Here is a 24,500-nt window from a genome sequence, read left to right as displayed (position 1 = left end):
TCAGACGCTGCGGGATTCGCTCGCCGCTTCGCGGGTGGGCCGGGTGGTCAGGTGATCCAGCACGCCCGTGATGTCCAGCAGCCGCTGCAGCTGTGCCGGTCGGTGGTCGAGGTGCAGCTGCACGCCCGCGGCGGAGGTCTTGCGGCGCACGAGCAGAAGACCGGACAGGCCGGCCGAGTCGCAGAACGTCAGACCGGAGAAGTCGAGGCGCAGGTCGGTGGCCGACGACGAAGCGGCCAGCAGGTCCGTCACGGCCGAGACCAGCGTGGGCGTGCTCTCGTAGTCGAGGTCTCCGGTCACGGCCAGCGTGGTGCACGTGCCGTCGATGTCGGTGCTCAGCGTGAGATTCATGCGGATGCTGCCTGGTCGATCGGGGCCCTGCCGAGTGCACGGTGTGCCGCGGCGAGGAGGCGCTGGGTACGGGGGAATTCGGACAGGCGGGCGGCCAGTGCGTCGAGTGCGGGGTGCAGCGACGCCGCGGGCACCCCACGGGCGGACAGGATCTGGGCGGTCCAGGTGACGAAGTCGGTGAACAATGCATCGTCGTCGGTGTACAGCGCGGTGGCCAGGAAGTCGACGATGTGCGCGATGTCCTCGACGGTGTGCTGGCGTTGCTGCTCGGTGAAGTCGCGCATCGCGGGAAGGCGGCTTTCCAGCTCGGTCATCGTGGTCGCGACCAGACTGCCGGCCGATGTGCTGACCATCGTGTATTCCTGGTCGGCCAGGTGCGGCAGGTCGTCGATGGGTTGATGCGGCGCGCACGGCGTCCGACGCGGGACACCGTCGGCGAGCAGGGTGGCGGCGGTCCTCGCGTCCGGCGCCCACGCATCGGCCCCCAGCAGTGAGGCGAAGCGCCCGTCGCTTCCGAAGCCGGCGCCACCGGCGAGCACCGGAACTCCCGCGGCCTGGCACGCCGTGATCGCGGCGTGGGCGGTGGGGAGTCGCGTCGGGATCATGCAGGACAGTGCCACCGCGTCCGGACCATGGTGATGCAGGTGGGCGATCAGATGGGGCGTGGGGACCTGGGCGCCGAGGAAGTCGACCTGCCACCCGCGCAGGCGCAGGACCTCCGCGAGCAGCCGGGCAGGCAGCGCGTGCCACTCGCCGTCTACGCAGGCAACCGTGACCCGGCCCGCCGTCGTCTCCGGTGACCGGCACGCACCGTGGTGCGCCAGAGCCGCGATCACCCGGTCGTTGATGGCGGTGGCGACGTGCTCCTGCACGACGGTGATCCGGTTGGCCGCCCACTCCGCGCCCACTCGGCGCTGCACGGGAGCGATGACGTCGAGCAGCAGTTCCTCACAGGGGACCCCGGTGTCGGCGGCACCGAGAACCGCTGCTGCGGCGGCGTACTCGTCACCGTCGAGGAGCGCGGTCCACAGCGTGTCGATGGTCGTGCTCATGCGGACGCCGTGAACCTCCCGGCCGTGTGCCCGTCGACCGCGCTGAGGTGAGTGCGGCGGGGGGACGTGATCGCCACGACGGCGATGTCGTCATGAGGGCGACCCTTCACCCACTGCGAGGTGAGCATCATGATGCGCTCGACGACGGCCTCGGCGGGCATGCCGGCGCACTCGCGCAGAGCGGCGGTCAACCGTGGCTCCCCGAACATCTCCGCTCCCGTCGGGCCGCCATGTGCCTCGGTCACACCGTCGGTGAACAGCAGGCAGGTCTCGCCAGGCGCGAGCGTGGTCTCGAAAGTGGACGACCTGATCTCGGGCAGCGCCCCGACCAGCGTTCCGCGCGTGTCGGCCTCTTCCACCCGCCCGTCAGCGCGCACGATCAGCGGCGCCAGATGTCCGGCGCTCGTCAGCCGCAGGCAGACCTGGCCGTCACGGCGGCACACAGAGGCCAGCACCAGCGTGGCGAACTTCGTGTGCTCGGCAGACAGCAGCGCGCTGTTGAGCAGACGCAGCACGCCGGAGTGGTCGTCGGCCAGCGGCGCGAGGGCCTGCAGGGTGTTGCGGATCTTGCCGGTGACGAGTGCGGCCTCGAGGCCCTTGTCGCACACGTCGCCGAGCACGACCAGGGTCTCGTCTTCAGGGCTCGCCGCCTGATGGACGTCGTAGAAGTCGCCGCTGATGAGATGGTCGTCCTCCGAGGCGCGGTAGCCGCCCGCCAACTCGATGCCGTGGAAGCGATGCAGCTGCGGGGGCAGCAGGTCACGCATCAGGGTGCGGGTGATCGCGGCCTGCTCGCCGTAGAGGCGGGCGGCGGACAGAGCCGTGCCGGCGCGGGCGGCGAAGAGGCGAGCGAACACCTCCTCGCCATCGCTGAACGCCATCTGCGAGGTCTGCCGCAGCAACACCAGCGCGCCGGCCGGCACACCGTGGCCAGGCAGCGGGGTGATGACAACGGACCCGACGGGACCGGAGAAGCCCGCGGGGATGAGCCATTCGGGAACCGTGGCCGGATCGATCCACCGCGACGGCACCGGTGGGAACCCGCGTAGGGCCTCCGCGAGGCCGGACACCAGCTCGGGGCCGCCCTCGACGGTGCGTTGCACGACCGTGCCGTCCGGACCCGCGCACACCAGCGAGATCTGTCGGCGCGTCGCGGGAGCCACGACGACCGCGGCGTCGGCAAGGTGGCGCGCCGCCATCCGGACCGTCGCCTCCATGCAGCGTTCGACGTTCAGCGACGCCATCAGCTCGGTGGACGCCTCGTCGAGGAACGCAGCGCGGTCGCGTTCGCGGCCCACGGCCTCCTGGGCCTGCAGCAGAGCCCGGTCGATGTCGGTGAAGAGCCACCAGGCGATCGCGCCATCCGGCAGCCGCGTCGGTCGCGCCTCGATCTCGCGGCCGGAGACGTCACCGGCGGCCGTGGCAGGCAGCTCCAGGTGGGCGGCGTTCAGCCAGTCCGGGGCACAGTCGGACAACGCCGCGCCAGGCTGCGCAGAGGGCAGGAGCTCCAACGCAGCGGCGCTGACGGCGCACACGACGCCATCGGCGTCCACGACGATCACGGGGTGGGGGACATGGTCCCACGGGGGCTCTGCGGCGATGGTTCCGTTGACAGCGCCGACGGCCAGTTCGGGGGTAGCGTTCTTACGCACGTCAACCCCCATTCGATGGTCTCGATCACTCTGCGCCGGTACAGCAGTTCAGCGATTTGCCTTCACTGCGGTGGTCGCAGCACTCTGGAAGAAGTGAGCAAGGCCCCCACCACCGCAGCTGTTCCTTCGACGGTAACGCATCATCGGCCGCGGACGGGAGTTGTGACGATTCTGTCGGCGGTCGCGATCATGCTCGTCGCGGCGAATCTGCGGCCGGCCGTGGTGGCGGTGGCGCCCCTCGTCGGAGACATCAAGTCGGCGACGGGGTGGGGAAGTGGGGTCACCGGACTGCTGACCACCCTGCCGGTGCTGGTGTTCGGCCTCGTCTCCCCGCTCGCACCCCGGTGCGCGGCGCGTTTCGGCATCGAACGCACGGTGTTCGGGGCAATGGTGGTTCTCGTGGTCGCCAGCGCGGTGAGGCTGGTGCCCACCCCGGCCGCACTGTTCGCCGGGTCAGCGCTGGCCGGCGTCGGCATCGGAATCTGCAACGTCGTACTGCCGTCACTGATCAAACGCGACTTCGTGCACCATTCGGGCCTGATGACCGGTCTGTACTCGATGACGCTGTCGGGTGGGGCCGCGGCGGCCGCGGCGCTGACCATTCCCATCGACGGCGCGCTGGGCGGCAACTGGCGGCTCGCGCTGGCCAGTTGGGGTGTGTGCGCGGCGGTGGCGCTGCTCGTGTGGGTGCCGCAGCTGCGCCGGGTGCACCGGATCAGCGCGGGAGGGCCGGCACCGTCGCTGTGGCGGAACCCGATCGCGTGGGCCGTCACCGCCTTCATGGCGTCTCAGTCGTTCATCTTCTACACGTTCACGGCCTGGCTGCCCGAGGTTCTGGTGGACCGCGGCATGTCGGCCAGCAGCGCGGGTGCGGTACTGGCTCTCGGCCAGGTGGCCGGGCTGGTGATGTCGCTGCTGGCGCCGATCGTGGCAGGCCGGTTCACCGATCAGCGGGCGGTCACGCTGGCGGCGCTGGTGCTGACCGCCGTGGGTTTCGTCGGCTTGCTGACGACGACCTCGGCCCCGACGCTGTGGACGATGCTGGTGATGGCGGGCCCGGGTGCGTCGATCAGCCTCGCGCTGCTGTTCATGGTGTTGCGCAGCACCTCGACCGACCAGACCGGCCAGGTGTCGGGCATGGCGCAGAGCGTCGGATATGTCGTCGCGGCGATCGGGCCGGTCGCGATCGGTGCGCTGCACGATGCGACGGGGTCGTGGACCGTCGCGATGACCGTGCTCGCCCTGGTCCTCGTTCCACAGGCGGTCTCGGCTCTGTGGGCGGCCAGGGACGTGACGATGGACGAGTACCAGAAAAGCCGGTGACCGCGAGGTCACCGGCTTCTACGGCTGTTCCGGGGTGTTCCCCAGAACGTTGGTGGGCGTACGTCAGCCCTGAGAGGATTCGTACCGCTCAGCGACGGCTACGAGTTCGTCGCGGATCGACGAATCCGGCAGAGAGCGGATTCGCGCGTACAGACGACGCCGATCCCTGGCGAGCCTGAGGTTGGCGCGGAACTGCGCGACAGACATGGTGCGTGTACTCCTTGTTCGTGCCCCGGGGTGCCGGGGTGCTTGGTGTGGCCTGCGGGGCGAGGATCGCCCGCCCAGCAGGCACAACCAGACATGCTCCCGTGTTAATTCCACGTAAATCAACTCGCTGACGTGTGAGTTTGCGGACAGTGAGCGCTGTCACGCGGGAATAGCCGGAAGGGAAACGGGTAAATCCGCTGCCATGACAACCGACCCAGCCTCTGGTGATCCCGCCGACCTGAACGAGGTCATGGCGCCGACCGAGGAACCCCACCCCGATCATCGCGAACACTCCAAAGCGTCAAACCATCCCGACGACGACGAATTGGCTCGGCGCACCCAGCACGAGCGCGATCTGGTGGCCGAGGACCGGGAGCAGCAGCCATGACCACCCCTGACGATCCGGACGAGTCCGTCACCGATTCCGGGGAGGGCATGCCGCCGGCCAACCCGGCCTACGCGACGCCGCCACCCGAGGGAATGCCGGACGCCGACCGCGACTGAGCCGCGGCGCGGGGGCGTACGGCGACCAGCAGTGCGCCACCCGAGAACAGCGCGGCCGCAAGCACCGGGAGGTGGCCGCCGGGCGCGAATCCCTGGGCCGACAGCACTGCCAGAGCCAGCGCACACGCCGCGGTACCCGCATACAGCGTCGCCTCGGCCAGTGCTACCGCGAGCGGAACGGCGACCGTCGGCATGGCGGCCGCGACCAATCGGCGTTGCCAGTGCAGCAGCGCCAACAGTGCAGCCGCGACCACCGCGAGCACCACTTCCCACTCCAGCCGGGCCAGCCACCAGGCGCCCGAGCCCAGCGGGGGTTGCGGCAGCAGCCCGGTCGGATAGCCGACCAAGGTCACGATGATGACGGGCAGCATGTGCCACAGGTAGAGCGCCATGACGTTCGTGTTCGCGACGGCGAGCACCCGCGGCCAGACACCGCGTGCCAGCACCCGGTTCAGCGCCGGAGCCAGGGCGAACAGCACCCCGAACTGCACCAGGGCCAGCGCCAGCAGTGCCGCCGACGGGGGTGCGCTGTTCTCCACACGGTCGCCGGGAACACCGATCATCGCGATGGGATACGGGCCCCACGGCACCAGCGCGGGCAGCGCCAGCGCAGCGGCCGCCGCCGTGCCCAGCAACACGCGCCGGCTCGTCAGGCCGTCATGGAAAGTGATACCGAGCTGGTAGACCGCGGCCCAGCAGAAGAAATAGTTCGCCATCCGGATCTCGGCGTGGTCCGTCGCGATGCCGACCACGTCGACGAGCACCAGGCAGGTCCCCAGTGCCAGGGGCACCCGCAGCCCCCACCGCCGGTTCGCGGCAACCGCCAGCGGCGTCAGCGCGACGACCATCAGGTACACGGCGAGAAACCACAGGTGCATCGCGACGGCCCAGCCGCCCAGTTCCAGCACCGAGCCGCTGATGCCCAGCGCCATCAGCAGCGCCATCACCACCACGATGAATCCTGCATAGACGCCGGTGGGGCCCAGCGTCCCGGCCACCCGGCGCCGGATCCACTCCTGCCGGCTTGCGGTGCCCGCGGGCTGCCGCTCCCACGATGTCGCGCTGGCATACCCGGCGACGGCGAAGAACACAGGAACGACCTGGAAGAACCACGTGATCCACTGCGTGAACGGCATCAGCACCAGCGGGTTGTCCCGACCGAAGGAGCCGTCGCGGTAGGTCATCACCGACAGCAGCCAGTGCCCGATCACGACGAGCAGCACCGCGGCGGACCGGTAGAGGTCGAGCGCGCCCTGGCGCGGTGCAGCTCCGGCGGCGGCGGTCTCGGTCATCGACCCTCCCGGGGCGCGTGTCTCCTCTTCGCACGGTAGCCGACACGCGAAGTCACCGATCCGTGCGAAACGCAGACTGAGGCTGACGGCAGCGTCAGAATCTCATGTGTGAAGTGCCTGCTGAGTCATCGCCGAATGGGCGTGTTGGCCGGTCTGGGCGCGACGCTGCTGGGCAGTGCGGTGTGTGCACCCACCGCGTCGGCTGACGTGTGCGGCAGCGTGGGCGGCCGATTCGTCTCCGTGAGCGGGTGCGGCAACATCGCCGACGCGGTCGCGCCGTGGGTGCCGCCTCCCGGTGCGTATGCGCCGTTGCCCGAGGACTACGCGGCTCCGCCGCCACCACCGCCTCCGCCGCCGCCGAACGTCAACGTCTGCGCGAGCGTCGGCCGTCGCATCAGCGTGAGTGGCTGTGTCTAGCTTCGGGGCCGCCGCGGCACTGTGCGGGTCGTCGGTACTGGTCGCCGGAACCCTGGCGGTCGCGCCGCCGGCCGGCGCGGAATGCGTGAGCTCCAACGGCACCACGGTCTGCTCGCAGGGCTCCGTGCGTGGCACCGACAACGGGCAGGGTCCCGGAACGCTCGACACCGGACCCGCGTGGCCCTATCCCTGCGACTACGACTGGTACTGCGACGACGGCGGGCTCTCGATCATCTTCACGCCCGGCCGCAACTGAATCCGAACAGGAGCACCATGAGAACTTTCCTCCCCAGCGCCGTGATGGCGGCACTCGCCTCGGCAGCGGCGCTGTTGGCCGTCGCGGTCCCGGCGTCCGCCCAGCCTGCGCCGCCCCCGCCGCCGAACTGCACGGCCGCCGACCTGGCAGGCGTGATGGCCGGCGTCACCGCCGCCACCTCGGCGTATCTGTTCACCCACCCGGACGTGAACGACTTCTTCACCAGCCTGCGGGACAAGAGCCGCGAGGACATGAAGACCGCGGTCGAGGCGTACATCGCCGCCCGCCCGGACGTGGGTGACTCGCTGCGCGCGATCCGGCAGCCCTCGGTCGACTTCCGCGCCCGCTGCGGCTAACCGCTGTGCGGTGACGCGGCCCGAGCCGTCCCGGTCGACGGGGTCATCTGACGTGGTCGGCACAGCACCACCACGGCACCGCACAGCACGGCCGCGACGCCGAACGCGGCGTACACGCTGACGGCGTCGGCGGTCCCGCCGAGCAGGACGGCCGCCAACGGGCGTGAGCCGAGGAAACCCACCAGCCACAGCGCCATGATGCGGCCGCGGAGCTCCTCGGGCGCCTGCTCCTGCACGACGGTGCCGAGCCCTGTCATCGCCCATCCGAACCCCAGGCCGGCCAGCGCGAACCCGGCGACGGCGACAGCGGCCACCGTCCCGACGGCCAACACCGCACAGCCGGCAGCCAGGCCCCACAGGCCGAACCACGAGACGAGATCGGCGCCGATGCGGCCGCGCAGCACTGCCAGCAGTGCCATCCCGACCGCGGCGCCGACACCGAAGACCGCCGAGAGCATGCCGACCATCCGGGGGCCTCCGCCGAGCGCGTCGGCCACCGACGGGGTGAGGGTGATCGACGAGTCCGACGCTATGCCGACCACCGTCACCGCGATGAGCGCCAGCAGCAACCGGCGGTCGCGCAGGACGTAGCGGACCGCGACCCGCACGCGGTAGTCGGCACCGGCGCGCCGAGGCGGGGGTGCGGGAAAGCGCACCACGATCAGAAGCGCCGCGAACACCAGGTGCAGACCAGCGCTCGCAGCGAAGGCGGACGCCGGTCCCACATGGGCGGCCAGATACGCGCCGGCAGCAGGACCGAGAATGCGGCCGATCGTCATCGGCATGCTGTTGAGCGCCATGGCCGTGGACAGCTCGCCGTCCCTGATCAGGCTGGGCACGATGGACTGCATCGCCGGACCGCCGACGGCGAACCCGAAGCCGACGAGCAGCGACCCGAGGAGCACCGCCGCAGCTGCCGCCGTTCCGTACGCAGAGGGCGCAGCGAACAACCACACCGCCACCAGGCCGGAGCCCACGGCGCAGAACATCCGGCCGAGCAGGATCTGCCGGACAGGGTTCCCGGTGTCGGCCCACTTGCCGCTGGTCGGGGTGAGCAGGAGCTGCGGCCCGAACTGGGCGACGCCCACCATCCCGACCATCAGCGCCGACCGCGTGGCGTCGTAGATGACGATCGCCGCGACGATGCCGTGGGTCCAGACGGCGACGACCGAGAAGATCTTTCCCCAGAACAGCGCGCCGAAGACGCGGTCGAACATCAGCCCCACCGCGCCGCGGGCGCGGGGGCCGAGGGCGTCATCACGGGCTGAGGTCACCCGATCTGCATAGCACAGCGGCGCCACCCACCTCGACCGACCATCCTGTCCACTGGGCGAAATCGCCAGTGCTGCTTGATTTTCGGCGTAACGGCTGGCGTGCGTGGATCGATACACTGGGCGGCTGGCTCGTGTCCGGCCGTTCTCCTGTCCAGGCTTGCTAAAGGATGATGCGTTGACTCCCCCGACCGCACAGGTCAGCTCCGCCGTGCCCGGAGGTGCCCTGGGCCGCCGTACCGCGCTCAAGGCGTCCGTCCTCGCGGCTGCGGCGATGACGTTGACGCCGGTACCCCGGGTGTCGGCCGACGACGGCCGCTGGTCGCCCGAACGTGCCGGGCGCTGGTACGAGCAACAGGCCTGGTTGGTGGGCGCCAACTACATCCCCAGCAACGCGGTCAACCAACTGGAGATGTTCCAGCCCGGAACGTTCGATCCGCTGCGCATCGACGTCGAGTTGCGGTTGGCGAGGCTGGCCGGACTGAACACGGTGCGGGTGTTCCTTCATGACCTGCTCTGGATTCAGGACCCCACCGGCTTCCTGCGCCGCGTGGGTCACGTCGTCGACATCGCCTCGCGCCACGGGATACGACCGCTGTTCGTCCTGTTCGACTCCTGCTGGGATCCGCTGCCGGCACTCGGCAGGCAGGCCGCGCCGCGGCCGGGGGTCCACAACTCCCGCTGGGTGCAGAGCCCCGGCGCGGAGAATCTCGACGACCGGCGCTACAAGCGTGTGCTGCACGACTACGTCGTCGGCGTGCTCACCCGGTTCCGCGGCGACCGGCGCATCCTCGGGTGGGATCTGTGGAACGAACCCGACAACCCCGCCAAGCAGTACCGGGGCACCGAGCGCGCCGACAAGCTCGCGCTCGTCGCCGATCTGCTACCCCAGGTGTTCCGCTGGGCGCGCTCTGTCGGGACCATCCATCCGCTGACCAGCGGTGTGTGGGACGGGCCGTGGGCCGATGCCCGGCTGCGTAGTGAGATCGCAGGCATCCAGCTCGCGGAGTCCGACGTGATCTCGTTCCACAGCTACGACAACCCGGCCGGGTTCGACGCCCGCATCAGCGAGCTGGACTTCACGCGGCGCCCGCTGCTGTGCACCGAGTACATGGCCCGGTCGCTGGACTGCACGGTCGAGAACATCCTGCCGATCACCAAGCGCCGCAATGTCGGAGCGTATGCGTGGGGTTTCGTGGCGGGCAAGACGCAGACCTACTATCCGTGGGATTCGTGGGACCGGCCCTATACCGCCGAACCGCAGCCGTGGTTCCACGACCTGCTCGCCCGCGACGGGCAGCCCTACCGGCCGGCAGAGATCGCTGCCATCCGCGGCCTGACCGGGCGACCCCGCCCGTCGTGATGGCTGTCCTGACCCGTCACCGGGCCTTCCACTGCGGGCGGCGCTTCTCTCGCCAGGCCGAAATCCCTTCGGCCACATCGGCTGTCGCGCCGGCCACCTTGCGCATCACCTCGCCGAACCGCACCGACTCGATCCACCCCATGTCGGCGGTGCGCCAAGACACTTCCTTGGTGGCCCGCTGGGCGAGCGGCGCAGCCTCGGTCAGGGTGCGGGCCCACTGCTGAGCCGCGGGGAGAAGGCCGTCGGGTTCCACCAGCTTCCACACCAGTCCGACGTCCTTCGCCCGTTCGGCCGTGATGGGCGTGCCGGTGAGCAGCACTTCCATCGCGTCGGCCCAGCGCAGGCGCTGTGGCAGCCGGATGGCCCCGACGATCGTCGGCACGCCGATGGACACCTCGGGAAACCCGAACGTCGCCTCGGTGCTGGCAATCACAAAGTCGCAGAACAGAACTCCGGTGAGTCCGTAGCCCAGGCACGGTCCCTGCACCGCCGCGATCGTCGGCTTGAACAACTCCATACCGCTCTCGAAGGAGTTGATGGTCGGCTTCTCCCAGAACGTGCCGCCGAACGTCCCGACCGCGCCGTCCCCGTCTTTGAGATCGGCGCCGGCGCAGAACACTCGACCGTTGGCGGTCAGGATGCCGACCCAGGCGTCTTCCTCGTCACGGAACCGGTTCCACGCCGCGTTGATCTCTTGCCGCATTGCGCCGTTGATGGCGTTGCCGGCCTCGGGCCGATTCAGCGTGATCGTGGCGACGTGACCGTCGAGCTCATAGGTGACCAGGCTCATGGCGCCACTGTAGAGCTCAGCGGCCGCTCTTCTCCGCGTGCAGGAACGCCGCCGTGTCGTAGTACGTGCGGAACGCGGTGATCGTCTCGTCGTCGCCCTCCAGCACACTCATCCCGTCGTAGCGGAAGTCGGTGCCGTCGCGCAGCCTGCCCGTCGAGCTCCACTCCAGATAGGCGATGCCGTCGTCGGTGACGATGTGCGAGAAATCGGACGTCAGGTCGTCGAAGACGTCGCGGTACTGCGTCCAGAAGGTGCGCGCACCATCTCGGCCGTGCTGTCCCTGGGGCAGCCCCGCCTTGGTGAGGGTGGCGTCGTCGGCGAACAGTTCGACCAACGGCTCCACATCACGGCTCTCGTGGAGGCGGCCGAGTGCGTCGGTGAAACGTCGTGTCAGCTCATGCATTCCCGTCGCCTACCCGCCGTCATCACGCCCACACGCTCGACCGTGACCGGTCACTGTTTCGACAGATCAGGTGTGCGCAGGCGTCTCGGCGAACCGATCGGTGATGGCCTGACAGAAGGCCGGGAGATCGTCGGGCGAGCGGCTGGTGATCAGGTTGCCGTCGATGCACACCTCCTGGTCGACGACCGTCGCACCGGCGTTGCGCAGATCGGTCCGCAGGCTGGGGTACGACGTGACCGTGCGACCGCCGATGACACCGGCCTCGAGGAGCACCCACGGGGCGTGACAGATCGCAGCCACCGGCTTTCCCGAACGGACGAAGTCCGCGACGAACGAGACGGCAGCGTCCTCGAGGCGCAACTTGTCGCCGTTGACGGTGCCGCCGGGGATGACGAGGGCGTCGTACTCGTCCACCCGTGCGTCACCCACGATGCGGTCGACCGAAAAGGTGCCCGCCGGTTCGAGATCGTGGTCACGTGCCTCGATCTCACCGTCGCTGATCGAGAGCAGTTCAGCGTGCCCGCCCGCGTCGGTCACCGCGGCGCGCGGTTGCTCGAGTTCGACCTTCTCCACCCCGTCGGTGGCCAGGAACGCGATCTTGCGTCCGTGCAGTTCGTTCGGCATGGCGGCATCCTTTCGTCGGCTGTGCGGCCGGTTACCCGCAACCCGACGATCGAATCCCGCGGGCGCTCACGCCGTATCGGTGCCGCCGGTGTGCGGGGTAGGGCTCTGCGCTGACTCCCACTTGGACTCCAGCGACCGCGTCACGCGCGTTCCTGCAGCGAACTGCTGCTGGAACGTCTCGCCGTCGCCGTCGTCTTCGAGCGTCACGAGGTAGCCACCGTCGGTGGCCGTCATGTGAACCACCTTGTACGGCCGTGCCCCGTCGCCGCGATCAGCCGTGATGATGTCACCGGGTGCGACGTCGTCGATGGGATCGTCAGAGGTGGGGTCGGCCGGGGGTGTCGAGGAGTCGGCGTCAGACATGCGTCGACCGTAACCGACGCCATCGTTTGGTCACCATTCGATCGTTTGACCAGCAAACGGGCGGGTACTGAAAATTCGGCGCCGTTCTCCGCGCGTCAGCCCGAGAGAGGAAGCCTCCCTATGCCATCCAGGACCCGAAGCCCCTTGGCCAGAGTCGCCGCAACGCTGATTGCCGGAGCCGCCACGGTGTCGGCCGGCGCTGTCGCCGCCCCGACCGCAACTGCCCAAGGATGTCCGGACGTCGAGGTGGTGTTCGCCCGTGGAACCGGTGAGCAACCGGGCGTCGGCGGTGTCGGGCAGGCCTTCGTGGATGCGGTGCGTGCGCAGGCGGCACCTCGGACCGTCGGCGTGTACGCGGTGAACTACGCCGCGTCCAACAACTTCGACGCTCGCACCGAGATCGCGCAGACCGTCATCGACGGCATTCGGGACGAGGCCGACCACGTGCAGGCGATGGCGGCGAACTGCCCGAACACCCGGATGGTGCTCGGTGGCTACTCACAGGGTGCGCTGGTGTCGGGCTTTGCCACGTCCGACGTTGTTCCCGCAATGGTGCCCGCCGCGATCGCCCCCCGTCCGATGGCGCCGGAGGTGGCCGATCACGTCGCCGCCGTCGTGCTGTTCGGGACACCGTCGGAGCCCTTCCTGCAGCGCTACGGCGCACCGGCCATCACGATCGGGCCGCGCTACGCGGACAAGACCCTTCAGTTGTGCGCGCAGGGCGACACGATCTGCTCGGGCGCCCCTGATGGCGGCCCGACCGTGGCGCACGCCCTGTACCCGGTCAACGGGATGGTCAACGAGGGTGCGGCCTACGCCGTCGGCCGACTCTAGAGGCTCACGCCCCGGCGGGCACGGGGTAGCGGTCGTTGACGTCGGCATTGGTGTCCTTGCGAGCGCAATGCGCGCAGCAGAACATGCCTTCGTCGGTTTCGATGCCGTGGCCGAGGATGCGACACCCGCAGTGTCCGCATTCCGGCGCGAGTTGCATTGCCGCACACTCGACGCTGTCGAACGTCGCGGACCGGCCGTCCGGCCAGGTCACCGTGAAAGCCTTGTCGTAGTCGTTGCCGCACGTCGCGCAAATGGTCACAGTGAGCCCTCTCTGTCATGGTTGCCGCTGGTACTCGCAGCACCGCAACGGTTTCCCGCAGCGTGGTGGGACAAACAGGGGTTTGGCCGGTCGCAGAGGGGGCATCAGTCGGGAGCGATGCCACCCGGCGTCGGGATCGTCATTGTCATCGTCGGCGAGGAGGCCACGTGACCACCGCATACACCGATTTCGGTATCACTCCGGTCGGAGTCTATCCGCCGCAGGAAGATTCGCAGCTGCTGATCGGGGCGATGGTCGCCGCCGGCCTCGCTCCCGGAGCCAGAGTGGCCGATCTGTGTACCGGCAGCGGAGTGGTGGCGTTGGCCGCTGCGCAGGCCGGCGCCGCCGAGGTAGCAGCATTCGACATCTCTCCCGCGGCCGTCTCTCATGCGCGCCGTGCCGCACGCGCCGCAGGGGCGAACGTGTCCGTACATCGCGGGTCCTGGGCGCGTGCAACCGAATTCGGCCCTTTCGACGTGGTGCTGGCCAATCCGCCCTACGTCCCGCAGGCACCCGTCGACGACACCGACGAGATACCGGTGGGCGCAGGACCGGCCCAGGCGTGGAACGCCGGCGCCGACGGTCGCCTCGTGCTCGACCCGATGTGCGCCGCCGCGCCGCTTCTGCTCGCCGAGGGCGGCACGATGCTGATCGTGCATTCGGAATGCTCGAATGCCGAGCGCACGATCGACGCGCTGCGCAGTCAGGGCATGACCGCGGACATCGTTGCCCAGCAATTCATTCCGTTCGGACCGGTGATGACGGCCCGGGCCGACTGGTTGATGAGCGCGGGGCTCTTGCCTCAAGGTTGTGCGATGGAACGCATTCTGGTCATCCGCGCGGACGCACCGTGAGCGACGAGCCCCCGCGTACCGTCCGGGTCGTGCCCGGCGGTCCGGTGATGGTGGAAGGTCCTGTGCGGGTCGAACTTCCGGACGGGTCAGTCGTGGAATCGGACAGGTTCATGGTGGCGATCTGCGCGTGCCGGCGCTCCAAGACCTATCCGCTGTGCGACACCAGCCACCGCCGCCGGCAGCGGTCGACTGCAGAAGCGGAGTCAGTCCAGAGCGCGTCGGAGTGAGCTGCGCCCCGCATCCCAGCTCTGCATGAGGTGATCGGCCAGCCGACCCTCGATGAGGTCGAACGCCCGGATACCGAACACCACGTCGGCGTCCAGTTCGGGTTCACGGGCCACCAGGTCGCCCACCACGTCGGTGCGCACGACCTGCTCGTGTACCGCGTCCGCCTCGACGTGTTCCCGATAGAAGGCCGCACATTCGTCCGGCGCGCCCATACGCTCCAGTGCCGCCACCATGCGCTTGGACCCGGGCGGTGAGGTCACCTCGGTCGCCGCGAAGTGGCCGACTGCGGCGCCACGCCACCGGCGGTGCAGTCCGAAAAGGGACATCAGGTTCACCACGGCCAGCGAGTGCGCCGGAACGTCGGCGAGGTAGCCGAGGTACGCGGTGTCCAGCCCGGCCGCCGCCATCAGATCGGCGAACAGCTGCTGGTGCAGCCTGGCGCCCTTGCCTGCACCGAACTCGTCGAACTCGACGGCGACGAACGACGCCTTGGCTTGTCCCGTCAGGCGGGGGATTGCCCACGCGTGCGGATCGCCTTCTTTGAGGTGGTACAGCGAACGGTGGGCGAAGTACTCGCGCATCTGGTCCCACGTACCGCTGTCGCGCAGGTAGTAGGACGGGCCGGTGCCACCGACGGGCTCGAGGCAAAGTGCGTCCAGCTCGTCGAGCGCACTGGTTCCGGGATCGATCGCCCCGACTCCGCGCCTGACGTCCTCGAGGAAGAGATCCTCCAGACGACCCCGCAGGTAGAGCAGTCCGGGATTCCACTCCCAGCCGGCGTCGACGCCCGCGAACCCGCGGTAGTGCAGTTCGTAGCAGAGGTAGAGCGCCAGCTGCAGATCGATCCCGGCGGGATCGGTGTCGGCCAGCGACGTCTCGACTTTCGTGAGGTAGCGCAGCGGTGCCCGCTCGGCCAGCAGCTCGACCACGGACAGCGAGATCGGACCGCGGGGTTCGGGGAGCACGGGTTCAACCATCGTCGGCATCACGGCTGCGAGATACCCCGCCCAGATCCCGCCAAACGGGACCGCCCCCGTACCCACACAGGGGGCTTGATCACACGTGGATGCTGCCTTTTTCACATTTCGAGACCTGAGCTTCAGGCCCCCCGGTCGGTGGGTAGCCCTTCGTCAGGCGCACACAAGTGCCAGAGACCGAAGCACGAGCCAACTCCCGAAGGGGTGAGAACCACACATGGCCACCACAGCCACCACCGAGTCCATCACCATTGAAGCCACGAAGGCCACGCTGATCGCTCAGCTGCGCACCATTCTCGACCTGACCAACACCGAGATTCAGGTCGCCGAGACCCGCATCGCCCAGGCCCGCACCGATGCCGTCCGTCAGGAACTGACGCAGAACGCGGAGAACGGGCGTGCGCGTGCCGAGCAGATCGAGACGACGATCCGCGACCTCGGCGGATTTCCCGACGTCATCGGGCCGTTTCTGGGACGTGCCGCGGCCGCCGTCAAGGCCCTCACCGAGCAGGCCGAGCCCTTCGACGAGGCGCTGCTGGGTGACCTCGCTCTCGAGGACCAGCTGCTGGACCGTTCGCGCTACGTCAAGGCCCTGGCTGTCGCCGCCAAGGAGAAGGACGTCCAGGACCTCGCCGACCGGCTCATCACAGCGCACTCGGCGACCGTCGACTGGCTGACCACCGTGCTCGCCGAGGACGCGCTCGGCGGTCCGGCGGCGCTGCGGCGCACCCCGTTGCAGGCCGCGGCGGGTCTGACCGTCAAGCTCCTGAACCTGCCGTTCACGTGGTCGGTGGAGCGCGCAGACCGTGCCGTGGAAGCGGTGCGTTCGGTGCGGCCGGCTGTCGGTGACCTCGTCGACCGTGGCGCCCGCAGCGGTGAGATCGCCGCGAAGGCGCTGGCCGGGGCGCGCAACTCGGCTCTGGAAGCCGCCGAGCGCATCACCCGCGAGCAGGGGGCCGACGAAGTCGCCGACGTCATCCACGCGGCGCGCGGCGCGGCCGGAGTGCTGGACAGTGACGAGCTGCCGATCGCCGGGTATGACGAGCTGAACCAGACCGAGGCGATTGCCGCGGTCAAGGAGCTGACCGAGGCCTCCGACATCAGCGTGATCGTGGCATACGAGGAAGCGCACAAGAACCGCCAGCGGGTGGTTTCTGCGGCGCAGACCCGGTTGGCCGCAATTGCGCAGGAAGTGGTCGGCATCAACTGATCCACCGGACACAGATGCCGCCGGCGCGGACCCTTTTAGGGTTCCGCGCCGGTGGTCTCTGACCGGCGCCGGAAGCGTTCTGACACAGACTGCCTTGACGGCGCCTGCACGTCTCGTTAGAGAATTATTTGTGAGTTTCCGACGGGTCGAGGGGAATCGGACGAGATGACAGCCACAGCTGACCGGCCGGCCGTCGTGGTGACAGCGCTGGCGGCGACGACGGCGCTGGCCGCCGACGCCGAGGAATCGTGGGCCGCGCTTCTCAACGGCAAGAGCGGCATAGGTTCCATCGACGAGCGCCTGCCCGATGATCTGCCGGTGCCGGTGACCATCGGCGGATTGGTTCGGGAGGACTTCGACTCCCAGCTCAGCCGGGTGGAAGTCCGGCGCCTTTCGTACATGCAGAAGATGGCTCTGGTGCTCAACCGGCGGTTGTGGACGGCCGCCGGTGCACCCGAGGTCGACACCCGCCGGCTGCTGGTCTCGGTGAGCCACGCCTACGGGTCCACTCAGGATCTGTGGACCGCGTGGGACGAGTTCAAGGTTCGCGGTATGCGTGCGGTCTCGCCGCTGGCCGTGCAGATGCACATGCCCAACGCCCCGGCGGCCGCCGTCGGGCTGGACAGGCAGGCCAAGGCCGGGGTCATCGCGCCGACCAGCGGCGACGCCTCCGGTTCGGCAGCGATCGCCGAGGCGTGGCGGCTGATCACGCTCGGTGAGGCCGACGTCGCGATCTGCGGTGGCGTCGAGTCGCGGATCGAGCCGGTGCCGATCGCCGCCTTCGACAACATGGGGCTGCTGTCCCACCACAACGACGACCCGGTCGGCGCATGCCGTCCGTTCGACAGGAATCGCGACGGCATGGTGTTCGGCGAGGGCGGCGCACTGCTGCTGCTCGAGACAGAGGAGCACGCCAGGGCGCGTGGCGCGACCATCCTGGGTCGGCTGCTCGGCGTGGGCACCACGTCGGACACCTACGACCTGATCGAGCCTGAGCCCGACGGGGAGCTGGCCGCCGCAGCGCTGAGCCGGGCGTTGCAGCTCGCGGGCGTGGACCCGGGCGACGTGGATGCCGTGATCGCCCACGCGGCGGGCACGCGGATCGGCGATCTCGCCGAAGCCCGCGCGTTGCACGCCGTGCTGGGGACTCACCGGCCTGCCGTGACCGCCCCGAAAGCCGCGCTCGGGCATGCGATGGGAGCTTCGGGTGCGGTGGCAGCCGCGCTGACCGTGCAGTCGCTGCGCGACGGGGTGATGGCGCCGACCCTGAACTACGGCACTCCCGATCCCGACATCGAGTTGGACGTCGTCGCCGGTGAACGGCGGTCCGGCGACTACCGCTTCGCGATCTCCAACACGCTGGGATTCGGCGGCCACAACGTGGCACTGGTCTTCGGACGGTAGCTCCGGCGTTACTGTCGAGCGGTGACCCTGGTCTACGACGACGCACTGCGGGACCGCATCAGGGACAACCTGGCCGCGCATCAGCGGCGCACCGTCTCGGATCCCGGAAAGCGCCGCGCGGCGGTCGCCGTGGTTCTGGTCGACTCCGTGGTCGGGGAGGACCGGGTGGATCCGGCTCCGGTGGACGACTGGATCGCCGGCAGACCGATGCCCGAAAATCTGGACGGCCGCATGGTCGACGTCTCCGGTGGTGCGTCTTTCCTGTTGTGCCGCAGAGCATCTCGACTTTCCACGCACGCCGCCCAGTGGGCGCTGCCCGGCGGCCGGCTGGACCCGGGGGAGGACGCCGTCGACGCTGCGTTGCGTGAACTCGACGAGGAGGTCGGCGTGGCGCTGCCCGAGACGGCCGTACTCGGACTGCTCGACGACTATCCGACGCGCTCGGGGTACGTCATCACCCCAGTGGTGATGTGGGGCGGTGGCCGGCTCGATCTGCAGCCGTCGCCTGACGAGGTGGTCGCGGTGTACCGCGTCGGACTGCACCAACTGCTGCGGGACGACTCGCCGCGATTCATCACGATCCCGGAGAGCCCCCGGCCCGTCGTGCAGATTCCGTTGGGCAACGACCTGATTCATGCTCCGACCGGCGCAGTGCTGCTGCAGTTGCGGTGGCTGGGGCTGGAGGGGTGCGGCGACCCGGTTGATCAGCTCGAACAGCCGGTGTTCGCCTGGCGGTGACCGGCGGCCGGTGTTTCTGCCTGCACCGGGCCGGGTAGTCGGAGCTCGATGGCCACGACGCACCTGCATGGCAGACACCGCCTCTCGCCGGCGCACGCCGGCCCGCGGTGGGGTTGGGCGTCGCTGATGGTCGCCGCGGGTGTGTCGGGCTGGTTGCTCGCCGTCGCGAGTCCCGATGGCACCCGGACGATGACGGTGTCTGCGCCTCACGTACCGCAACCGGTCGCGGCCGCAGCCCAGGACATTCAGCACACCGGGTGGGTCACCGCGGTGTCATCGACGTCGTTGACCATGGCCGACGCCGCCGGACGGTCCACCACATTCGCCATCACGCCCGACACCACGCAGGTTCACCGCTCGGGTGCGACGGGGTTCCACCCGAGCGAGCACGTCGTCGTGGTCGCTGTTGTCCGTGACGGAGTACCGGTGGCCACCGCGATCGTCGACAGAGGCGCAACGGACGGGTCGGGTCAGCCGATGGACTACCACCTGCCGCACTGACGACTCTTGCAAAGTTCACACCTCGATTGTTAGTTTTGTGACATTCGGTGTGAAGTCTTGGCGTGCAAGGAGGCGCGGCGATGTCGATCCCGCCTCTGCGCGCCAGCGGTAACTCCTCCCGGCGCGCCGAGATAGCGCAATTCATCCGCGACAGGGGCGCCGCGCGGATCGACGAGCTGGCCCACCAGTTCGGCGTCAGCACCATGACCATCCACCGCGATCTCGACCACCTCCACCAGGCGGGCATGGTGCGCAAGGTCCGCTCCGGAGCCGAGGCGCCCCCCAGCGAGGCGTTCGAACGCAACATCGAGCTGCGCCGCATGCTCAACCTCGCCGAGAAACAGGCCGTCGCCCGGGCCGGCGTCGCGTGGGCCGCCGATCGCATCGACATGACTGCGGTTGCCCTCGACGACAGCACCACCGCGCTGCACGTGGTGCCACTGCTCACGTCGCACCTGCCGCTGACCGTGATCACCAACTTCCTGCCGGCGATCAACGATCTCTCGGCGGAGCCGCGGGTACGCCTGAACGCGATCGGTGGTGACTTCGTCCCCGAGTTCTGCTCGTTCCTCGGCCCGCAGGCCACCGGCGCGCTCAATGACGTGCACTGTGACGTCCTGTTCATGTCGGTGCCCGCGCTCGCCCGCGGCAAGTGCTTCCATCCCTCCAGTGCCGCAGCACAACTCAAGCGCGCCTTCATGGACAGCGCCGAGCTGCGCGTGCTGCTGATCGACCACTCCAAGCTCGCCCGCCGTGCGATCCACCGGATCTGCGATCTGACGGACTTCGACGTCGTCGTGGTCGACGCGGGGATCGATCCCGAGGAGCAGCGCCTACTCGACGACGCCGGTGTCAACGTTCTGGTGGCCGACGAGGAGGTCCGCGCGTGAGCGCACCGGCGGCCCCGTTGGTCATCGCGGTCGACTGCTCGACCACCGCCGCGAAGGCGATCGTCGTCGATGCGACGGGCCGGGTCGTGGGCGCCGGCAGCCAGGAACTGGACACCCGAAGCCCGGTCCCGCACTGGTTCGAACAGGACGCCACCCAGTGGTGGGCCGCCACCAATGCCGCGATTCATGCTGCACTGCAGGATATTTCCGAGCGCAGCGCCGTTGCTGCGGTGTGCGTGACCCATCAGCGCGAGAGTTTCGTCTGCCTCGACAAGGGCGGAACGCCACTACGGCCGGCGATCCTGTGGCTCGACGGGCGAGCCGAGGCGGAGGTCCGCACCTACGGCACCGAACGCGTGGAACTGCTGTCGGGCAAGCCCGCCGACATCACCCCCGGGCTCTACAAGCTGCTGTGGCTGCGCGATCACGAACCCGACACCATGGCGCGCTGCCACCGCGTCGCCGACGTGCACACCTACCTGGTGCACACCATGACCGGTCGGTGGGTGTCGAGCACCGCATCGGTCGATCCGCTGGCCGTGATCGACCAGAGCACAGGTGATTACAGTGACGAGCTGCTCGATCTCGCCGGGCTGCGTCGTGACCAGCTGCCCGAGCTCGTCACAAGCGGAACCGCAGTCGCGGCACTGCGCCCGGAGATCGCCGACGCATGGGGCGTGGGCCACGACGTCGCGGTCATCGCCGGAACCGGCGACGGCCAGGCCGGCGGAATCGGCCTGGGCGTGACGGATCCGGGCGCGGCCTACCTGGTTCTCGGGACGGCGGTGGTGATCGGCAGCGAGACGATGTCCTATGTTCCGGCACGGGCCTACCGGTCGATGATTTCGGCCATGCCGGGGCAGTCCACCGTGGAGACGTTCAGCTCGTCGGGTACGTACCTGTCGACGTGGTTCCGCCGCGAGTTCGGCGATCCCGGCTTGGCGGGCGCGCCGGATCCGGCGCTGGAGAGCGCGGCCGCGGCGCTGCCGATCGGCAGCGAGCGGCTGATGACACTGCCCTATTGGAACGGCGCGCAGACGCCGCACTGGGACGGGCAGGCCTCGGGAGTGACGTTGGGGTGGCAGGGATGTCACACCCGTGCGCACTTCTACCGGTCCCTGTTGGAGGGCATCGCACTCGAGCTCCGACTGCAGCTCGACGGGCTCGAAGCTGCGCGCGGCGAGCGGGTCGAGGTCATCCGCGCCACCGGCGGAGGCGCCCGCAGCGCGCTGTGGACCCAGATACTGGCCGACGTCTTCGACCGACCGCTGCAGGTGTGCGCGTCCGGTGAGGTGAGTGCGCTCGGTGCGGCGGCGATCGCGCTGACCGCGGTCGGGGCGTACGACTCGCTACCCGCGGCCGCCGCGGCGGTCAGCACCACCGACGCCGTCGTCGTCCCCCGCCCGGACGCGGCCGCCGCCTACCGGCACCTGCGTTCGCTCTACTCGCGGGTCTACGCGCAGACCCGCGAGCTCTTGCACACCCTGCACGAAATAGCCCCCGAAACACCTGCAGCGAAGGAGAATCCACCGTGAGAGCCGCCATGTTCTACGGTCCCGGCGAACTACGGCTGGAGGACATCGGCTCGACCGAGCCCGCGCCGGGGGAGATCCTCGTCGAGGTCCGCGCCGCCGCCACCTGCGGTACCGACCTCAAGTCCTACCGGCGCGGCCACCCCAAGCTGTTCCCCACCCTACCGTCGCGGTTCGGCCACGAGTTCGCCGGTGTGGTGACCGCCGTCGGCGACGGAGTCGAGCGCTTCACCGTCGGCGACCGTGTCACCGCCGCCAACACGGTGCCGTGCGGGTACTGCTGGGCGTGTATCCGCCATCGCGAAAGCCTCTGCGAGAACCTCGAATTCCTCAACGGCGCCTTCGCTGAAGAAGTGGTGATCCCTGCGGCGATCGTGGCCAGGAACACCTACACGCTGCCCGACGACCTCGACTTCGCCGACGCGGCGCCGCTGGAGCCGCTGGCCACGGTGGTGCACGGAATGGCCGAGACGGGAATCGAACTCGGCGACACCGTCGTGGTGCACGGGGCGGGGCCGATCGGCCTGATGTTCGTGCGGCTGGCGACCCTGCGGGGCGCCAACGTGATCTCGGTCGACCAGTCGCCGTGGCGTCTGCAGCAGGCGGTGCGGGCCGGCGCCGTCGACACCATCGATCTGTCCGAGGTGTCGGATTTCGACGATCGGGTCGCGCTGATCAAACGGCACACGCCCCACGGTCGAGGCGCTGACGTGGGGATCGAGGCGGTCGGGCTGCCGCAGGTGTGGGAGCAGACCGTACGCACGCTGCGGCCCGGCGCGACGGCCGTGCTGTTCGGTGGAACACCGGCAGGCGCAGCGTTTTCCGTAGACTCCAGCGCCATGCACTACGAGGAGTACACCCTCAAGGGCGTCTTCCACCACACCCCCAACTACGTGCGCACCGCTGTCGAACTGCTGTCCAGCCGCAAGGTGGACGGCTCGATGCTGGTGACCGAACGTCGGCCGCTCTCGGAGCTGGTGCCCAGCCTGGAGGATATGGCCGCCGGCCGCGGATCGAAATACATCCTCGAACCATGAGACCTCAACCCATTCGATTCGAAGAGCAGCGGCAGCAGGTCGTCGACGCCTGCCAGTTCCTCAGCCGCTCGGGCCTGGTGGTCGGCACGGCCGGCAACGTGTCGATCCGGGTCGACGACGTCATCGTCATCTCACCCAGTGGTGTCGACTACGAGGCGATGTCGGCGCGCGACGTCGGCATCCACGACCTGGACGGCAACGTCGTCGACGCGGTCCTCGCGCCGTCCAGTGAGCTTGCTCTGCATCTGGCGGTCTATCGTTCGTCGGCGCACACAGCCGTCGTGCACACCCACGCGCCCGCATCGACGGCGCTGTCCACGGTCGTCGACGAAGTCCCTGCGTCGCACTACTATTCGGCGCTGTTCGGCGGCCCTGTACGCGTCGCTCCGTACGCCACCTTCGGTACGCAGCGGCTGGCCGACAACGTCACCGCCGCCCTGCGCGACCGCACCGCGGCGCTGATGGGCAACCACGGCGCGGTGCTGGCCGGTGCAGCTCTACCCAAGGTGCTGAACCTGGTGCCCTACCTCGAGTACGTGTGCGACGTGCAGCTGCGGGCGATGGCCACGGGGGCGCGGGTGCGGGTACTCGACGACGGCGAGATCGCCGAGGTGGGCAGGCTGCTGTCCGGTTACGGGCAGCAGGCGTCCGGAACACGCTGACGAAACAGGGGCCGGTCGCATGGTGCGACCGGCCCCTGCTCGTTGTAGTGCGTCAGGGCTGCTTCTGGCCCGGGATTCCCTCGTAGGCGATGTCGCCGGTCTTGAGGTTCGAAGCGGTCAGCTCCGAGAGCCCGTCGAGGAACTTCTGCCGGTCGGTCACTACGTGCTCGATCGCGACGTCGACGTTGTCCTTGGTGATGGCGGGCATCACGTACACAGGCTTGGTGTTGACCTCTTCCTTCTTGGCCAGCGCGTTGGCCACGGCCAGTCCGGCGGAGAGTTCCACGGTGCCGTTCTGCAGCGAGGTGCCGATGAACTCACCGCTCTTGACGGCGTTGAGGCCGTCCTCGATGCCGTCGATGCCGACGATCGGGACGTCGGTGCGGCCGGACTCCTTGAGCGCCTGCAGGGCGCCGAGGCCCATGTCGTCGTTCTCGGAGACCACGGCGTTGATCTGCGGGCCGAAGCCGGAGATCCAGTTCTTCATCTTGTTGACGGCCTCGTCGCGCTTCCAGTTGGCCGTGTCCTTGGCCAGCACCTTGATGTCCGGGTACTTGGCCAGCACGTTGTTGATGCCCTTGGTGCGGTCCAGCTCGCCGGACTGCCCCAGCGGGCCCTGCAGGATCACGATGTTGCCCTTGCCACCGAGGCGGTCGGCCATCATCTGCATTTCCTGCTCACCGGCCTTGACGTCGTCGGGCTGCACGCTGCCGGCGACATCCGGGTTGTTCAGCGCCGCGTTGACCGCCACGAGCGGGATGCCCTTGGCCTTGGCGCTGGCGACCTGCGGGCCGAGCGAATCCGCCTGGATGGGGACCACGATGATCGCATCGACACCCTGATTGACCATCGAATCGATCTGGCTGGCCTGCGTGGACACGTCGAGATTGGCCGAGTTCCAGACCAATTCGATGTTGTTGTCCTTGGCGTAGGCCTCCATGCCCTCTTTGCCCGCGGTGATGAACGAGCTCATGTCGTACACCGTGACGCCGATGCGCTTGGTGTCGGCGTTGGACGTGGTGTCTCCGGCGCCGCAGGCGGTCAGCGCAGTGCCTACGACACCCACCGAGGCCATCGCCGCGATCTTGGTGAGCAATCTCATGGGTTCTCTCTATCTTTCGTTGTCGGAATTGCCAGCGTGTACAACTCG

At 69.0% G+C, this 24,500-nt stretch carries 30 protein-coding genes; 17 read left to right on the top strand and 13 right to left on the bottom strand.

The features are described 5' to 3' along the window. The 3 genes from ACZYYX_RS02550 to ACZYYX_RS02540 are packed head-to-tail and all read right to left on the bottom strand — an operon-like array spanning nt 1 to nt 3,031. A complete protein-coding gene (locus tag ACZYYX_RS02550) occupies nt 1–351 on the bottom strand; it encodes an STAS domain-containing protein (protein ID WP_463812822.1) in 351 nt (116 codons plus the stop codon). Continuing rightward, nucleotides 348–1,403 (bottom strand): cobalamin B12-binding domain-containing protein, encoded by a 1,056-nt coding sequence (locus ACZYYX_RS02545; protein ID WP_463812821.1) that lies wholly within the window; start codon nt 1,401–1,403, stop codon nt 348–350. Before ACZYYX_RS02545 ends, ACZYYX_RS02550 begins: the two co-directional genes overlap by 4 nt. Further along, complete coding sequence (locus ACZYYX_RS02540; RefSeq protein WP_463814778.1) at nt 1,400–3,031, bottom strand: PP2C family protein-serine/threonine phosphatase; 1,632 nt, start codon at nt 3,029–3,031, stop codon at nt 1,400–1,402. Before ACZYYX_RS02540 ends, ACZYYX_RS02545 begins: the two co-directional genes overlap by 4 nt. 213 nt (nt 3,032–3,244) lie before the next feature. Between ACZYYX_RS02540 and ACZYYX_RS02535 the strand changes: the two genes are divergently transcribed. Further along, the gene (locus ACZYYX_RS02535) at nt 3,245–4,378 is read left to right on the top strand and encodes a CynX/NimT family MFS transporter (RefSeq protein WP_463814777.1); all 1,134 of its coding nucleotides are present in this window, start codon (nt 3,245–3,247) and stop codon (nt 4,376–4,378) included. Nucleotides 4,379–4,441: 63 nt separating this feature from the next. Here the strand turns inward: ACZYYX_RS02535 and ACZYYX_RS02530 are convergent, their stop codons facing one another. Further along, a complete protein-coding gene (locus ACZYYX_RS02530; protein WP_463812820.1) occupies nt 4,442–4,585 on the bottom strand; it encodes a hypothetical protein in 144 nt (47 codons plus the stop codon). Nucleotides 4,586–4,787: 202 nt separating this feature from the next. Here ACZYYX_RS02530 and ACZYYX_RS02525 point away from each other — a divergent pair, with 202 nt between their 5' ends. Next, entirely contained in the window at nt 4,788–4,973 is a 186-nt protein-coding gene (locus ACZYYX_RS02525) for a hypothetical protein (protein WP_463812819.1), read from the top strand. A gap of 67 nt (nt 4,974–5,040) precedes the next feature. On the opposite strand, the gene ACZYYX_RS02520 is transcribed toward ACZYYX_RS02525, so the two are convergent. Next, nucleotides 5,041–6,381: an acyltransferase family protein gene (locus tag ACZYYX_RS02520; RefSeq protein ID WP_463812818.1), complete on the bottom strand. Its 1,341-nt coding sequence runs from the start codon at nt 6,379–6,381 to the stop codon at nt 5,041–5,043. A 135-nt stretch (nt 6,382–6,516) separates the two neighbouring features. Between ACZYYX_RS02520 and ACZYYX_RS02515 the strand changes: the two genes are divergently transcribed. Genes ACZYYX_RS02515 through ACZYYX_RS02505 form a run of 3 tightly spaced genes read left to right on the top strand, consistent with a single transcriptional unit; the run spans nt 6,517 to nt 7,410 of the window. Then, nucleotides 6,517–6,798 carry a hypothetical protein gene (locus ACZYYX_RS02515; protein ID WP_463814776.1) on the top strand — a complete coding sequence of 94 codons (282 nt, stop codon included), beginning with the start codon at nt 6,517–6,519 and terminating at the stop codon, nt 6,796–6,798. Further along, the gene (locus ACZYYX_RS02510) at nt 6,791–7,054 is read left to right on the top strand and encodes a hypothetical protein (protein WP_463812817.1); all 264 of its coding nucleotides are present in this window, start codon (nt 6,791–6,793) and stop codon (nt 7,052–7,054) included. The genes ACZYYX_RS02515 and ACZYYX_RS02510 overlap by 8 nt, the downstream gene beginning before the upstream one ends. A 17-nt stretch (nt 7,055–7,071) precedes the next feature. Next, entirely contained in the window at nt 7,072–7,410 is a 339-nt protein-coding gene (locus ACZYYX_RS02505; protein WP_463812816.1) for a heme-binding protein, read from the top strand. On the opposite strand, the gene ACZYYX_RS02500 is transcribed toward ACZYYX_RS02505, so the two are convergent. After that, a complete protein-coding gene (locus ACZYYX_RS02500; protein ID WP_463814775.1) occupies nt 7,407–8,627 on the bottom strand; it encodes an MFS transporter in 1,221 nt (406 codons plus the stop codon). The two genes, ACZYYX_RS02505 and ACZYYX_RS02500, sit on opposite strands and share 4 nt — an antisense overlap. A gap of 328 nt (nt 8,628–8,955) precedes the next feature. Between ACZYYX_RS02500 and ACZYYX_RS02495 the strand changes: the two genes are divergently transcribed. Beyond that, the gene (locus tag ACZYYX_RS02495) at nt 8,956–10,044 is read left to right on the top strand and encodes a glycoside hydrolase 5 family protein (RefSeq protein WP_463814774.1); all 1,089 of its coding nucleotides are present in this window, start codon (nt 8,956–8,958) and stop codon (nt 10,042–10,044) included. Between the two features lie 16 nt (nt 10,045–10,060). On the opposite strand, the gene ACZYYX_RS02490 is transcribed toward ACZYYX_RS02495, so the two are convergent. The 4 genes from ACZYYX_RS02490 to ACZYYX_RS02475 all read right to left on the bottom strand — a co-directional run bounded on the left by ACZYYX_RS02490 (nt 10,061) and on the right by ACZYYX_RS02475 (nt 12,224). Next, a complete protein-coding gene (locus ACZYYX_RS02490) occupies nt 10,061–10,834 on the bottom strand; it encodes an enoyl-CoA hydratase/isomerase family protein (RefSeq protein WP_463812815.1) in 774 nt (257 codons plus the stop codon). Nucleotides 10,835–10,850: 16 nt separating this feature from the next. Next, complete coding sequence (locus ACZYYX_RS02485; protein ID WP_463812814.1) at nt 10,851–11,237, bottom strand: nuclear transport factor 2 family protein; 387 nt, start codon at nt 11,235–11,237, stop codon at nt 10,851–10,853. A gap of 66 nt (nt 11,238–11,303) precedes the next feature. Beyond that, nucleotides 11,304–11,861, bottom strand: coding sequence for a type 1 glutamine amidotransferase domain-containing protein (locus tag ACZYYX_RS02480; protein WP_463812813.1), 558 nt, complete (start codon nt 11,859–11,861; stop codon nt 11,304–11,306). A gap of 66 nt (nt 11,862–11,927) precedes the next feature. Beyond that, the gene (locus tag ACZYYX_RS02475) at nt 11,928–12,224 is read right to left on the bottom strand and encodes a hypothetical protein (protein ID WP_463812812.1); all 297 of its coding nucleotides are present in this window, start codon (nt 12,222–12,224) and stop codon (nt 11,928–11,930) included. 120 nt (nt 12,225–12,344) lie between these two features. On the opposite strand from ACZYYX_RS02475, the gene ACZYYX_RS02470 reads away from it, so the two are divergent. Further along, nucleotides 12,345–13,058, top strand: coding sequence for a cutinase family protein (locus tag ACZYYX_RS02470; protein WP_463812811.1), 714 nt, complete (start codon nt 12,345–12,347; stop codon nt 13,056–13,058). 4 nt (nt 13,059–13,062) lie between these two features. On the opposite strand, the gene ACZYYX_RS02465 is transcribed toward ACZYYX_RS02470, so the two are convergent. Further along, a complete protein-coding gene (locus ACZYYX_RS02465; protein ID WP_143815934.1) occupies nt 13,063–13,317 on the bottom strand; it encodes a hypothetical protein in 255 nt (84 codons plus the stop codon). 167 nt (nt 13,318–13,484) lie between these two features. Between ACZYYX_RS02465 and ACZYYX_RS02460 the strand changes: the two genes are divergently transcribed. Next, a complete protein-coding gene (locus ACZYYX_RS02460; protein ID WP_463812810.1) occupies nt 13,485–14,171 on the top strand; it encodes a HemK2/MTQ2 family protein methyltransferase in 687 nt (228 codons plus the stop codon). Beyond that, a complete protein-coding gene (locus ACZYYX_RS02455; RefSeq protein WP_463812809.1) occupies nt 14,168–14,398 on the top strand; it encodes a CDGSH iron-sulfur domain-containing protein in 231 nt (76 codons plus the stop codon). Before ACZYYX_RS02460 ends, ACZYYX_RS02455 begins: the two co-directional genes overlap by 4 nt. Here the strand turns inward: ACZYYX_RS02455 and ACZYYX_RS02450 are convergent. After that, entirely contained in the window at nt 14,375–15,385 is a 1,011-nt protein-coding gene (locus ACZYYX_RS02450; protein WP_463812808.1) for an iron-containing redox enzyme family protein, read from the bottom strand. The two genes, ACZYYX_RS02455 and ACZYYX_RS02450, sit on opposite strands and share 24 nt — an antisense overlap. A 208-nt stretch (nt 15,386–15,593) precedes the next feature. On the opposite strand from ACZYYX_RS02450, the gene ACZYYX_RS02445 reads away from it, so the two are divergent. From ACZYYX_RS02445 to ACZYYX_RS02410, 8 genes are all read left to right on the top strand, one after another. Beyond that, a complete protein-coding gene (locus tag ACZYYX_RS02445) occupies nt 15,594–16,586 on the top strand; it encodes a ferritin-like domain-containing protein (protein WP_463812806.1) in 993 nt (330 codons plus the stop codon). 165 nt (nt 16,587–16,751) lie between these two features. After that, nucleotides 16,752–17,990: a KasA/KasB family beta-ketoacyl-ACP synthase gene (locus tag ACZYYX_RS02440; RefSeq protein WP_463812805.1), complete on the top strand. Its 1,239-nt coding sequence runs from the start codon at nt 16,752–16,754 to the stop codon at nt 17,988–17,990. A 21-nt stretch (nt 17,991–18,011) separates the two neighbouring features. After that, on the top strand, nt 18,012–18,728 hold the full coding sequence (locus tag ACZYYX_RS02435) for an NUDIX hydrolase (protein WP_463812804.1): 717 nt from the start codon (nt 18,012–18,014) through the stop codon (nt 18,726–18,728). A 48-nt stretch (nt 18,729–18,776) separates the two neighbouring features. Next, nucleotides 18,777–19,229, top strand: a complete 453-nt coding sequence (locus ACZYYX_RS02430) for a hypothetical protein (RefSeq protein ID WP_463812803.1) — start codon at nt 18,777–18,779, stop codon at nt 19,227–19,229. 80 nt (nt 19,230–19,309) lie between these two features. Continuing rightward, nucleotides 19,310–20,119: a DeoR/GlpR family DNA-binding transcription regulator gene (locus tag ACZYYX_RS02425; protein ID WP_463812802.1), complete on the top strand. Its 810-nt coding sequence runs from the start codon at nt 19,310–19,312 to the stop codon at nt 20,117–20,119. Next, entirely contained in the window at nt 20,116–21,654 is a 1,539-nt protein-coding gene (locus tag ACZYYX_RS02420; RefSeq protein ID WP_463812801.1) for a xylulokinase, read from the top strand. Before ACZYYX_RS02425 ends, ACZYYX_RS02420 begins: the two co-directional genes overlap by 4 nt. Continuing rightward, a complete protein-coding gene (locus tag ACZYYX_RS02415; RefSeq protein ID WP_463812800.1) occupies nt 21,651–22,688 on the top strand; it encodes a zinc-dependent alcohol dehydrogenase in 1,038 nt (345 codons plus the stop codon). The genes ACZYYX_RS02420 and ACZYYX_RS02415 overlap by 4 nt, the downstream gene beginning before the upstream one ends. Next, nucleotides 22,685–23,350 carry a class II aldolase/adducin family protein gene (locus tag ACZYYX_RS02410; protein WP_463812799.1) on the top strand — a complete coding sequence of 222 codons (666 nt, stop codon included), beginning with the start codon at nt 22,685–22,687 and terminating at the stop codon, nt 23,348–23,350. The genes ACZYYX_RS02415 and ACZYYX_RS02410 overlap by 4 nt, the downstream gene beginning before the upstream one ends. 52 nt (nt 23,351–23,402) lie before the next feature. On the opposite strand, the gene ACZYYX_RS02405 is transcribed toward ACZYYX_RS02410, so the two are convergent. Next, a complete protein-coding gene (locus ACZYYX_RS02405; protein WP_463812798.1) occupies nt 23,403–24,452 on the bottom strand; it encodes a substrate-binding domain-containing protein in 1,050 nt (349 codons plus the stop codon). Between the last annotated feature and the right edge of the window lie 48 nt (nt 24,453–24,500).

It is taken from the genome of Mycobacterium sp. IDUB_1 (assembly GCF_055419625.1).
The sequence above is the reverse complement of the archived record's forward strand: the minus strand, read 5'-3'. Positions and strand labels throughout refer to the sequence as shown.

Bases quoted from the DNA above. Each gene is read 5' to 3' on its own strand.
- ACZYYX_RS02480 (WP_463812813.1), bottom strand. From the start codon at position 11,861: ATGCCGAACGAACTGCACGGACGCAAGATCGCGTTCCTGGCCACCGAC.
- ACZYYX_RS02535 (WP_463814777.1), top strand. From the start codon at position 3,245: ATGCTCGTCGCGGCGAATCTGCGGCCGGCCGTGGTGGCGGTGGCGCCC.
- ACZYYX_RS02525 (WP_463812819.1), top strand. From the start codon at position 4,788: ATGACAACCGACCCAGCCTCTGGTGATCCCGCCGACCTGAACGAGGTC.
- ACZYYX_RS02485 (WP_463812814.1), bottom strand. From the start codon at position 11,237: ATGCATGAGCTGACACGACGTTTCACCGACGCACTCGGCCGCCTCCAC.
- ACZYYX_RS02520 (WP_463812818.1), bottom strand. From the start codon at position 6,381: ATGACCGAGACCGCCGCCGCCGGAGCTGCACCGCGCCAGGGCGCGCTC.
- ACZYYX_RS02495 (WP_463814774.1), top strand. From the start codon at position 8,956: ATGACGTTGACGCCGGTACCCCGGGTGTCGGCCGACGACGGCCGCTGG.
- ACZYYX_RS02405 (WP_463812798.1), bottom strand. From the start codon at position 24,452: ATGAGATTGCTCACCAAGATCGCGGCGATGGCCTCGGTGGGTGTCGTA.
- ACZYYX_RS02425 (WP_463812802.1), top strand. From the start codon at position 19,310: ATGTCGATCCCGCCTCTGCGCGCCAGCGGTAACTCCTCCCGGCGCGCC.
- ACZYYX_RS02505 (WP_463812816.1), top strand. From the start codon at position 7,072: ATGAGAACTTTCCTCCCCAGCGCCGTGATGGCGGCACTCGCCTCGGCA.
- ACZYYX_RS02475 (WP_463812812.1), bottom strand. From the start codon at position 12,224: ATGTCTGACGCCGACTCCTCGACACCCCCGGCCGACCCCACCTCTGAC.
- ACZYYX_RS02440 (WP_463812805.1), top strand. From the start codon at position 16,752: ATGACAGCCACAGCTGACCGGCCGGCCGTCGTGGTGACAGCGCTGGCG.
- ACZYYX_RS02430 (WP_463812803.1), top strand. From the start codon at position 18,777: ATGGCCACGACGCACCTGCATGGCAGACACCGCCTCTCGCCGGCGCAC.
- ACZYYX_RS02410 (WP_463812799.1), top strand. From the start codon at position 22,685: ATGAGACCTCAACCCATTCGATTCGAAGAGCAGCGGCAGCAGGTCGTC.
- ACZYYX_RS02470 (WP_463812811.1), top strand. From the start codon at position 12,345: ATGCCATCCAGGACCCGAAGCCCCTTGGCCAGAGTCGCCGCAACGCTG.
- ACZYYX_RS02500 (WP_463814775.1), bottom strand. From the start codon at position 8,627: ATGTTCGACCGCGTCTTCGGCGCGCTGTTCTGGGGAAAGATCTTCTCG.
- ACZYYX_RS02490 (WP_463812815.1), bottom strand. From the start codon at position 10,834: ATGAGCCTGGTCACCTATGAGCTCGACGGTCACGTCGCCACGATCACG.
- ACZYYX_RS02530 (WP_463812820.1), bottom strand. From the start codon at position 4,585: ATGTCTGTCGCGCAGTTCCGCGCCAACCTCAGGCTCGCCAGGGATCGG.
- ACZYYX_RS02550 (WP_463812822.1), bottom strand. From the start codon at position 351: ATGAATCTCACGCTGAGCACCGACATCGACGGCACGTGCACCACGCTG.
- ACZYYX_RS02450 (WP_463812808.1), bottom strand. From the start codon at position 15,385: ATGCCGACGATGGTTGAACCCGTGCTCCCCGAACCCCGCGGTCCGATC.
- ACZYYX_RS02445 (WP_463812806.1), top strand. From the start codon at position 15,594: ATGGCCACCACAGCCACCACCGAGTCCATCACCATTGAAGCCACGAAG.
- ACZYYX_RS02545 (WP_463812821.1), bottom strand. From the start codon at position 1,403: ATGAGCACGACCATCGACACGCTGTGGACCGCGCTCCTCGACGGTGAC.
- ACZYYX_RS02515 (WP_463814776.1), top strand. From the start codon at position 6,517: ATGGGCGTGTTGGCCGGTCTGGGCGCGACGCTGCTGGGCAGTGCGGTG.